Genomic DNA, 10577 nt, shown 5'->3' on the forward strand with positions numbered 1-10577 from the left:
CGCTCCTGTTCTTCGTCAGATAGCCCGCTATCTTCCTCATCACAAAAGCGAAAATGCCTCAAAAACTCATCCCAAATCATCGCACGATAAATTCAAAACAGCTTCTAAAACTAATTATCCACTGATAGCAATCTTCATCACCCCGTCCATCTTATTCTCAAAAATGTGATAAGCCTCCTCTATCTGGCGAAGCGGAAAACGATGGGTAATAAGCGGAGTAGTATCTATCTTGCCTGCTTCTATCAGATCGAGTATCTCGGCGCAGTCACACCCGTCCACACCGCCAGTCTTGAAGGTGAGATTCTTGCCATACATGTCGGGCAAAGGCAACATTTGGGGCTTGTCGTACATCGCCACCACGGTCACGATGGCATTGGGACGGGCACACTCCCACGCCAGGCGGAACGTATCGTCTGTTCCTGCCACTTCCATCACCACATCGGCACCACCGTGCACACTATGCGCTTTCACAAAGGCAAGGCAATCTTCGGGTTCTGTTACCAGCACTTCGGGGTAATGCCGGCGTACGAAACGGATTCGTTCGGGCGAACGTTCGCACACAATGATGCGCCGCGGACGCTTCAGCATCGTGCAAAGCAAGGTACAAATACCCGTAGGACCGGCTCCGATGATAAGCACCGTATCCTCCTCTTTCACCTCGGAGATACGCGCCGCCCAAAAGCCGGTAGCAAGTATATCGCCCACAAACAACGCCTGCTCGTCGGTCACCGAGTCGGGGATGCGGTTCAGCCCTGTGTCGGCATAAGGCACACGTACATATCCCGTCTGCCCACCATCGATACGGCATCCCAGCGCCCATCCGCCGTGAGGGTCGGTACAATTGTTCACGTACCCGTGGCGGCAAAAGAAGCATTCTCCGCAAAAGGTTTCCACATTGACGGTCACACGGTCGCCCGGCGCAACGTTCTTCACAGCCTCGCCCACGGCTTCCACCACACCCACCATCTCGTGACCTACCGTGATGCCCGGCACGGCACGCGGCACGCTTCCGTGTTTGATATGCAGGTCGCTGGTGCAAATGCTGCTCAGCGTGACCCTTACGATGGCATCGCGCGGCCCCTCCAGCCGAGGTTCCGGCTTATCGCGCCATTCGAATCTGCCTTGTTCTACATAAGTATAAGCCAACATAAATTCATTTACTATTTTTCAATTTTCAATTTACAAAACTACAGTTTAATGTGCTAAGAAGCTATTTTGAATTTCTCCAAAAAGTTTTTCTTGGCTTGATGTATCCGTTTTCGTGTGTGCTTTGGGCGATTTTGGGTCCTTTTCGCTCCTGTTCTTCGTCAGATAGCCCGCTATCTTCCTCATAGTCAAGACGCAAGATTTTGCGTCTTTACAAAAACTCATCCCAAATCATCGCACGATAAACTCAAAACAGCTTCTAATAAACAAATGCAATGTGCTGATTCATTCTCACATTAGCCATTAAATCTACTCATTTCTTCCCAAATTCCGGGTCTATCTTCAGCAAGGCCGCCACGGCGAAAGTCGCACCGCAGCACGCCATAATCCAGATGAAGAAATGACGATAGCCCAGAAGCTCCTGAAGCCAGCCGGCTGCCATGCCAGGCAACATCATGCCCAGCGCCATAAAGGCGGTACAGATGGCGTAATGGGCGGTGCTGTGGCTCCCACGCGAAAAATAGATGAGGTACATCATGTAGGCGGTGAAGCCGAAGCCGTAGCCCAACTGCTCGATGAAAATGCACACGTTGACCCAAAGTAAGGGCGTTTGGGGAAAATAGCTGAGGTAAACGTACACCAGGTCGGGCAGAGATATCGCCCACACCATCGCCCAAAGCCAACGCTTCAAGCCGTGACGCGCCACGGCGATGCCACCCAGAATGCCGCCCAAAGTCAACCCGATGACGCCCACTGTGCCCTGCGTGAAACCTATCTGCTCGGTGGTCATGCCCAGCCCTCCTTCTGCCACGGGGTCGAGCAGGAACGGAATGCCCATCTTCGCCAATTGCGCTTCGGGGAAGCGGTAGAGCAGCATGAAGAGCAATGCCACGCCGATGCCTTCCTTACGGAAAAACGAGCGGAAAGTGAGAAGGAACTCGCGCCACAGGCTCTGCACCGAAATGCTTGCTGCCGGACGGTCGGCACTGGGACACGGAAGTACAAAAGCGTGGTAGACGAACACAGCAAGAAACACCCCCGCCAACAGTAAGAACGTAACGCTCCAGGCAAAAGGGATTCCCCTACCCGACTGTTCCAACCAGCCGGCAAACATCAGGAGCAATCCTTGGCCAGCGATGGTGGCAAGGCGGTAGAAGGTGCTCCGGATGCCCACAAACAAAGCTTGCTGGTGCGGCGTAAGCCCCAACATATAGAACCCGTCGGCTGCAATGTCGTGAGTGGCGGAGGCAAACGCCATCAGCCAGAACAGGGCGAGCGTGGACTGAAAGAAATGCGGTGCAGGTATAAGGAAAGCAATACCCGCCAGTGCAGCACCAATAAGCATTTGCATTGCCACTACCCACCAGCGTTTGGTGCGCACCAAGTCTACGAACGGGCTCCACAAAGGCTTGACCACCCACGGCAGGTTGAGCCAACCCGTATAGAGCGCCACCTCGGCATTCGAGATGCCCATCCGCTTATACATCACCAGCGAGAGGGTCATTACCGCTATATAGGGCAGCCCTTCCGCAAAATAGAGCGTAGGCACCCACGCCCACGGAGAATCTTTTTTCAAGTTACGATTTGCCAATTTGCTATTCATGTGAACCAGGAGTTAAACGTAGTTATGTTTCACAGAAATTATCACTTCGTTCAGGAGTTAAAGGTCGATAGTCTTACCGAGAATCTGTTTTGAATTTCTCCAAAAAGTTTTTCTGAGGTATTGGCATTCAACTCCCAGCCCACACCAGCGGGGCGATAACTTCTCACTAGTCGTCTCCCTCATCGAAACGGTCCTCACCATCGTCTTCATGACAACACCCGCGATGGTGGCGGTGAGGACGGCGATAACGGTTGTGGTCGTCCCACTCATCATCTCCTTCGTCGAAATGGTCCTCGCCGTCATCCCAAGACTCGCCTTCCCAGCGTCCTTCGTCCCACTCGTCATCCCATTCGTCATCGTAAAAGCGGTCGATGATGTTTCCCCGCTCCGACACCACCAGCACGTAGCTTTGGTCATTACGGTCGGCCTGAACGATATAGAACATTCCCCGACGGTTCTCCATCGCCATATTATCGTTATCGTCTATCTCTTCGTACACGAACCCTGTCCGTCTCAATACGCTGATTACCGCACGCGGAAGCCTGCTGCGGCGTACTTCCCACATGGTACGCAACCATTTTCCATCGGCATTGAAAATAACGATCTTTTCCTTTCCGCGATGCGACATTTTCACTTCGATGAATCCGTCATCCCAATCACGGTCTAAAATACGGGCATCCGGATATCTGTTCCGTACAAACGACGTAGGATCACTCTCTGCATACACAAAAAGCGCAAAGCACATTGCCATCATTCCTAAAAATACACGCATTTTCATAAATAGTCTGTTTTTTAATGGTCTACGGCAAATGTACAACACTTTTTCTTATCTGCCAAAAAAACAATTGGCAATTGACAACCGGCAAAGTGCTTTGTGCCTTTTGGGGACTGGAGCATAAAGCAATCATTACCAATCATCAATTGCCAATCAGAAATAATTGTCAATTGTCAATTGCTCAGTTATTTTCCGGACGGAGCTTGCGTACTACCACACCCGTCTGCCACATTTCGCTTTCGCGCAAGGCTTTCAGCTCTTCGTTCAGCTTTTCGCGATAGTCGGGCTGAGAGTTGGAGTCGATGGAACGCTGGGCTTCCAGTCCGTCGGCTACCGACTTATACAGTTTTTCGAATACCGGCTTGGTAGCATCGTGGAACGGAACCATCCAGTCGAGTGCGCCGCGCTGGGCTGTAGTAGAGCAGTTGGCATACATCCAATCCATACCTTTGGCGGCAAAGAGCGGCATCAGCGACTGGGTAAGCTCTTCTACGGTTTCATTGAAAGCTTCAGAAGGTGTGTGCCCGTGTTCGCGCAAAGTTTCGTACTGAGCCAAAAGCAAGCCCTGGATGGCACCCATCAGCGTACCGCGTTCGCCGGTCAGGTCGGAAGTAGCTTCGCGCTGGAAAGTGGTTTCGAACAGGTATCCCGAACCAATACCGATACCCATAGCGATGACACGGTCCCAAGCCTTACCGGTAGCATCCTGATAGATAGCATATGACGAGTTCAGCCCGCGGCCTTCGAGGAACATGGTACGCAAAGAAGTTCCCGAACCTTTCGGTGCCACCATAATCACGTCTACATCTTTCGGGGGAACCACACCTGTACGGTCGTTCCACGTAATGGCGAAACCGTGAGAGAAATACAATGCCTTACCAGCCGTAAGATGTTTCTCGATAGTCGGCCAGCAAGCTATCTGCGCTGCATCCGAGAGCAATACGGCGATTATCGTCGCACGCTCGCAAGCCTCTTCGATGCCGAAAAGGGTTTCACCCGGCACCCATCCGTCGGCAACAGCTTTATCGTATGTCTTTCCCGGACGCTGGCCCACGATGACATTGAACCCGTTATCGCGCAGGTTCAACGACTGGCCCGGTCCCTGTACGCCGTAACCGATTACGGCTATGGTTTCGTCTTTCAATACTTCACGTGCTTTTTCCAAAGGAAATTCTTCGCGGGTCTCTACGTTTTCGATAACTCCGCCAAAATTCATTTTTGCCATAAAATTACAATCTTTTTACGCAGACCTTACCGGTCCGCAAGTTAATATTTGAGTTTGTTAGTTTTTAAGTTTGTTAGTTTTTAAGTTTTCACCACAAAGGACACAGAGGCACACAGAGTTTTTTAATTATTATGAATATCCGCATTTTGCCCCTACATAGGATGATTGCGGACATTCATTTTAATTATTAATTATTCAAACACCACTTTGCTCCGTATGGCGGTCTCAGTCCCGTTCTTCCGTACCTCGATGTCGTATTCGTTTTCCGATTTCTGTTCCCGATAAAACCCCAGCACATCACCATAATGGCTTTCGGCTGCATACGCAACCTCGAAACGGTGCAGCGTTTTTTCACGGTACATTTCCAGCGGGAACAGGTCGAGGATATGCTCGATGTACTTGATGCTGTTCACATGCCCGTTCAGGTCGATGTCGCTGTACCGGGTATGATATTCCGCCACCAGCTGCGCATCGCCTACCTTTACCCTGCCCGCCTTTGCGATGGGACAAGGCTTGTCGGCGCATATATAGCTTGTGATTTCATCGCCATGCAAGAGAAACAAATCGGCAGGCTTACGGGTCTCCATACTAATCATCGCCCATACCGAACGTGCATAACCGATGGGCTTGCCTTCCGCATTGAGTACCGCGAAGTTGCGGTCGGTGAAGAGCCGGTAGACATTTTCCACCCATGTCTCGATACTGAACTTCTCGTATGCCCGGGGCATATCGGTCATTTCTACCGCCAAGCGCGAAAGCACCCACGTATAATGGTTCTCATTCAATACCGCTATCCCAAACCCGCGGTCGGCGGCATGGAATCCGGCACAATTCAATAAATGGTTTCCCAATACTCCCATGGTGAGCCGTCCCGCAAAATCTACATGAAAAGGCTCAGCCACAAATTCGTATCTGCCTACTTTCTCTTTTGCGTCCATAATGTTTACTCTTTTTTCTCTTTCAAATAACGTTCTTCCCGATGCGCCAGGTACTCGTTCACCCGCTCGAAACAACTGGTAGACACAGCTATCCGCCCTGAGCGGACAAACTGGAGCACGCAGTTCAGGTCTTTCAGCTTCTGGTACAAGTCGGTGATTTCGGCACTCATTCCTGTCAGTTCCACGATGCAGAACGTGGGGTTCACCTCCACGATGTGCGCACTGGCACGGCGCACCACCTTCGATGCCTCGGGGTTCGACTGAAACTCGGGTGTAGAAACCTTGTACATCGCCACCTCACGCTGAAAGATTTCCTTTTCAGTGAAATAATGCGCCTGAATGACATCGATTTTCTTCTCTATCTGACGCACTACCTTCTCCACGATGTCGGGGGTAGTCCAGCACGTTATCGTATATTTATGCACGCCCTTGATGGAAGATGCCGAAACGTTCAGGCTCTCGATATTGATTTGCCGGCGGGTGAACACGGCGGTCACCTGATTGAGCAAACCGGCAAAGTTTTCCGAGTGAACGATAATTGTATATAATGTCTTATTATCCATTTGCGTTTTATTTTTAGGTAACAAGTTGACGAGTTAACGAGTTGACAAGGTTTTAGATACACAAAGCTATTCAGAACCTTGTCTCCTTGTAAACTGGTACCTTGTCAACTGATATTCAACAATCCAGTTCAAGCAGCATATCGTTTACCGAATTTCCCGGAGGAGTCATCGGAAGCACATTGCCTTCTTCTACCACACACACTTCGAGCAGGAAAGGTCCGTCAGTGTCCAGCATCTCGCGGATGGCACCTTCCAGCTCGTCCCGTTCCATCACGCGGCGTCCGGCTATGCCGTAGGCGGCAGCTATCTGCATGTAGTCGGGATTCATCATCGGCGTAAACGAATAGCGGCGGTTGAAAAACATCGCCTGCCATTGACGCACATTACCTAAGTAATTATTGTTCAGTAAAATAAGCTTCACCGGTACTTGCTGCTCCATCACGGTACCCAGCTCTTGCATCGTCATCTGCAAGCCTCCGTCGCCCATAAAGGCACATACCGTGCGTCCGGGACATCCGAACGTGGCACCAATTGCCGCCGGAAGGCAGAAGCCCATCGTTCCCATACCACCCGAAGTCACGATGCTCCGTTTTTTCCCAAACTTGAAATAGCGGCATGCCATCATCTGGTTCTGGCCTACATCGGTCACCAATATCGCTTCGCGGCAAGTTGCCTCGCTCACGGCATTGACCACCTCGCCCATATTCAGCGGACCGCTTTCTGGATGTACCTCGGGACGGATTACCTGCTCGTACTCTTTCTCATCGTACGGGCGGAAACTTTCTATCCATTCCGTATGCTTGTGGGTCTGTATCAATTCGGTCAGTAAAGCCAACGTACGCTTGCAATTGCCCAGCACGGGCACATCCACCGGCACGTTCTTGCCTATCTCCGAAGGGTCTACATCCAAGTGGATGACCTTCGCCTGACGGGCGTATGTTTCCAGCTTACCCGTCACACGGTCGTCGAAACGCATCCCCACGGCTATCAGCACATCACACTCGTTAGTCTTCACGTTAGGAGCAAGATTACCGTGCATCCCCAGCATTCCCTTGTTCAGCCGATGGGCTGAAGGCAATGCCGAAAGCCCCAACAAGGTACATCCGCAGGGGATGTCCGCCTTCTCGGCAAATGCTTTCAGTTCTTCTTGTGCACCTCCCAATTCTACACCCTGCCCTACCAGCAGCAAGGGGCGTTCGGCTTCGTTGATGAGCTTCACCGCCTCTGCCACCATCTTCGGGTCGGTCTCGGGGTCAGGGTCATAACTCCGGATAAAGTCCACATCCACCGGTTCATATTCCGTCATTTCGGTCTGCGCATTCTTGGCAAAATCGAGCACCACCGGACCGGGACGCCCGCTCCGCGCAAGGTAGAACGCACGCGACACCGCCCATGCCACGTCTTCGGCACGACGTATCTGGTAACTCCATTTCGATATAGGCTGGGTAACACCTACCAAGTCCACTTCCTGAAAAGCGTCTGTACCCAATAACGATGCACCCACCTGACCGGCTATCACCACAATGGGCGTACTGTCTATCATCGCATCCGCCACACCAGTAATGGTATTCGTAGCGCCGGGACCGCTCGTCACCAGACATACTCCTACCTCACCCGACACCCGGGCAAAGCCCTGTGCCGCATGTACCGCTCCCTGTTCGTGGCGCACAAGGATATGGTTCAACTTGTCCCGATGGTCGTATAATGCATCAAATACAGGCATAATGGCTCCGCCGGGATAGCCGAAAAGCGTCTTCACCCCTTCGTGCTCCAGCGAACGCATCAATGCCTCCGAGCCTGTTATTCTTTCTTTGTCCATATTCTTCCTTTTATTTATTTTAGGAACTAGGGTTTAGACACTAGTTGACTAAGTTTTGAATAGTCTTACGAATGGTATCCAGAACCTAGTTACCTAGTACCTAAACAATTCAGTCAATCATTCTCACTCCTCCTTTATCCGCCGAGCTTACCATCGCGGCATACGCCCTAAGAGCTTTCGACACCTTGCGGTCGCGCGTAACGGGTGCCATCGGGCGTGCCGCCAGTTCCTCATCGCTCAGCCGTACGTTGATGGTACGGTTCGGGATATCTATCTCGATGATGTCGCCGTCTACAATCTTACCGATGTTTCCTCCGGCAGCAGCTTCAGGCGAAATGTGCCCGATGCTCAAGCCCGATGTACCGCCGCTAAAGCGTCCGTCGGTAATGAGGGCACACTCTTTGCCCAAGTGTTTCGACTTGATGTACGATGTGGGGTAAAGCATTTCCTGCATTCCCGGTCCTCCTTTGGGACCTTCGTGGGTGATGACCACCACATCGCCGCTCACCACCTTGCCTCCCAAGATTCCCTCGCAAGCCGCTTCCTGCGAATCGAAGACTTTAGCGGGACCGGAGAATTTCCAGATACTCTCATCCACCCCAGCCGTCTTCACCACGCATCCGTCCTGCGCAATGTTACCCTTCAATACCGCCAGGCCTCCGTCTTTCGAATAAGCATGTTGCAAATCGCGGATACACCCTGCGGCACGGTCGGTGTCCAATGTATCGTACATCGTGTCCTGCGCGCCCAGCTCGATGCAGAACTTTCCGCCCGGTGCGCTCCGGTAAATGCGCAACGCCTCGGAATCGGGAGCGGGCACACATATATTATATCGGGCAATGGCTTCTGCCAAGGTAGTTCCGTCTACCCGGCGCACCGAAGTGTCCAGCAAGCCCCCCTTCGCCAGCTCGCCCAAAATGTTCAGAATACCACCGGCACGGTTCACGTCCTGTATGTGGTATTTCTGCGTATTGGGAGCCACCTTGCACAGGCAAGGCACGCGTCGCGAAAGCTGGTCGATGTCGTCCATACAGAAATCCACTTCCGCCTCGTGGGCAATGGCAAGCAGGTGAAGCACCGTGTTGGTAGAACCGCCCATCGCAATGTCGAGGGTCATGGCGTTGAGAAAAGCCTGGCGTGTGGCGATGCTCCGTGGCAATACACTATCATCCCCATCACGGTAATACTTCCACGCATTCTCCACGATGAGCCGTGCCGCGTCTTCGAACAGGATGCGGCGGTTGGCGTGCGTGGCAAGAACGGTGCCGTTCCCCGGCAGGGCAAGCCCGATTGCCTCGTTCAGGCAATTCATCGAGTTGGCGGTGAACATTCCCGAGCAGCACCCGCATCCGGGACAGGCGTGACGCTCTATTTCCGCCACATCGGCATCGCTCACACTCGTGTCCGCCGACTTAATCATCGCGTCTATCAGGTCGAGATGCATCCCGCCCCATTCGCCGGCCTCCATCGGTCCTCCCGACACGAACACCGTGGGGATATTGAGCCGCATCGCCGCCATCAGCATCCCCGGCGTAATCTTGTCGCAATTGGAGATGCAAATCATCGCATCCGCCTTATGCGCGTTCACCATATACTCGATGCTGTCGGCGATAATGTCGCGCGAAGGCAATGAATACAACATCCCGTCGTGCCCCATCGCTATTCCGTCATCAATGGCAATGGTGTTGAACTCGGCGGCAAAGCACCCCTGCCGTTCGATTTCGGCTTTCACCATCTGCCCGATTTCATGCAGGTGGGTATGTCCCGGCACAAACTGGGTAAACGAGTTGACCACCGCAATAATCGGCTTGCCCATCATTTCTTTCTTCATCCCGTTGGCCACCCACAAGGCGCGGGCTCCCGCCATGCGCCGGCCTTCGGTACTCATTGAACTGCGTAACTGATGTTTCATCTCCATTATGTTTTTTTAGTTCTTTAGTTTTTAAGTTTGTTAGTTTTTAAGTTCTTGAGCTTCCACCCAATCACAATACCAGCTTAACCCAACTGCCAATTATAAAAAAGCCTCTCTCGACCTCAGGGGTGAGAAAGGCTTTTCAACGTATAATCTCGAACAACTACATACACGAACCTTCCTCACCCCCTGGTACCACCACGACGTGAATCAAATGCAGGACTGCCAAGTTAATTCGTATATCAGTTGTCATTGTCATTCGGTTTAATTGGTTTTTACGGTTGCAAAGGTAAAGCCTTTTCCCGAATAAACAAATAAAATGAAACTTTTTTATCGAAAAAAATTATCATTAGTAAGAGAGCATTTCAATTTTTCCGATAAATTTATTTAGCGGATATGAATCAATGTATGATTGAGAAGCTGTTTTGAATTTCTCCAAAAAGTTTTTCTTGGCTTGATGTATCCGTTTTCGTGTGTGCTTTGGGCAATTTTTTGGTCCTTTCCGCTCCTGTTCTTCGTCAGATAGCCCGCTATCTTCCTCATCACAGAAGCAAAAATGCCTCAAAAACTCATCCCAAATCATCGCACGATAAATT

10 protein-coding genes are annotated in these 10577 nt (G+C 51.5%); all 10 read right to left on the reverse strand.

The genetic code is table 11. The features are described from left to right. Positions 1-114 precede the first annotated feature (114 nt). Positions 115-1149, reverse strand: coding sequence for an alcohol dehydrogenase (locus B5F71_RS17230; RefSeq protein WP_087212764.1), 1035 nt, complete (start codon positions 1147-1149; stop codon positions 115-117). A 61-nt stretch (positions 1150-1210) separates the two neighbouring features. Further along, the gene (locus B5F71_RS21175; RefSeq protein WP_262483258.1) at positions 1211-1345 is read right to left on the reverse strand and encodes a hypothetical protein; all 135 of its coding nucleotides are present in this window, start codon (positions 1343-1345) and stop codon (positions 1211-1213) included. Between the two features lie 114 nt (positions 1346-1459). Next, positions 1460-2749, reverse strand: coding sequence for an MFS transporter (locus tag B5F71_RS17235; RefSeq protein WP_087212767.1), 1290 nt, complete (start codon positions 2747-2749; stop codon positions 1460-1462). Positions 2750-2915: 166 nt separating this feature from the next. Further along, on the reverse strand, positions 2916-3527 hold the full coding sequence (locus B5F71_RS17240) for a PepSY-like domain-containing protein (protein ID WP_022039653.1): 612 nt from the start codon (positions 3525-3527) through the stop codon (positions 2916-2918). Positions 3528-3705: 178 nt separating this feature from the next. Then, positions 3706-4749, reverse strand: a complete 1044-nt coding sequence (gene ilvC / locus B5F71_RS17245) for a ketol-acid reductoisomerase (RefSeq protein ID WP_013616880.1) — start codon at positions 4747-4749, stop codon at positions 3706-3708. A gap of 191 nt (positions 4750-4940) precedes the next feature. After that, a complete protein-coding gene (locus B5F71_RS17250; protein WP_087212770.1) occupies positions 4941-5687 on the reverse strand; it encodes an acyl-ACP thioesterase domain-containing protein in 747 nt (248 codons plus the stop codon). A 5-nt stretch (positions 5688-5692) separates the two neighbouring features. Beyond that, positions 5693-6250, reverse strand: coding sequence for an acetolactate synthase small subunit (ilvN, locus tag B5F71_RS17255; RefSeq protein WP_013616882.1), 558 nt, complete (start codon positions 6248-6250; stop codon positions 5693-5695). 115 nt (positions 6251-6365) lie between these two features. Further along, complete coding sequence (ilvB, locus tag B5F71_RS17260) at positions 6366-8069, reverse strand: biosynthetic-type acetolactate synthase large subunit (protein ID WP_087212773.1); 1704 nt, start codon at positions 8067-8069, stop codon at positions 6366-6368. Positions 8070-8178: 109 nt separating this feature from the next. Next, positions 8179-9981 (reverse strand): dihydroxy-acid dehydratase, encoded by a 1803-nt coding sequence (ilvD, locus tag B5F71_RS17265; protein WP_087212776.1) that lies wholly within the window; start codon positions 9979-9981, stop codon positions 8179-8181. A gap of 349 nt (positions 9982-10330) precedes the next feature. Then, on the reverse strand, positions 10331-10577 hold a 247-nt coding region (locus B5F71_RS20465; protein WP_206423858.1), incomplete at its 5' end, for a hypothetical protein.

This window comes from Bacteroides sp. An269 (assembly GCF_002159755.1).
GTDB classification, from domain to species: Bacteria; Bacteroidota; Bacteroidia; order Bacteroidales; family Bacteroidaceae; genus Phocaeicola; species Phocaeicola intestinalis.

Bases quoted from the DNA above. Each gene is read 5' to 3' on its own strand.
- B5F71_RS17230 (WP_087212764.1), bottom strand. From the start codon at position 1,149: ATGTTGGCTTATACTTATGTAGAACAAGGCAGATTCGAATGGCGCGAT.
- B5F71_RS17235 (WP_087212767.1), bottom strand. From the start codon at position 2,749: ATGAATAGCAAATTGGCAAATCGTAACTTGAAAAAAGATTCTCCGTGG.
- B5F71_RS17240 (WP_022039653.1), bottom strand. From the start codon at position 3,527: ATGAAAATGCGTGTATTTTTAGGAATGATGGCAATGTGCTTTGCGCTT.
- ilvC (WP_013616880.1), bottom strand. From the start codon at position 4,749: ATGGCAAAAATGAATTTTGGCGGAGTTATCGAAAACGTAGAGACCCGC.
- B5F71_RS17250 (WP_087212770.1), bottom strand. From the start codon at position 5,687: ATGGACGCAAAAGAGAAAGTAGGCAGATACGAATTTGTGGCTGAGCCT.
- ilvN (WP_013616882.1), bottom strand. From the start codon at position 6,250: ATGGATAATAAGACATTATATACAATTATCGTTCACTCGGAAAACTTT.
- ilvB (WP_087212773.1), bottom strand. From the start codon at position 8,069: ATGGACAAAGAAAGAATAACAGGCTCGGAGGCATTGATGCGTTCGCTG.
- ilvD (WP_087212776.1), bottom strand. From the start codon at position 9,981: ATGAAACATCAGTTACGCAGTTCAATGAGTACCGAAGGCCGGCGCATG.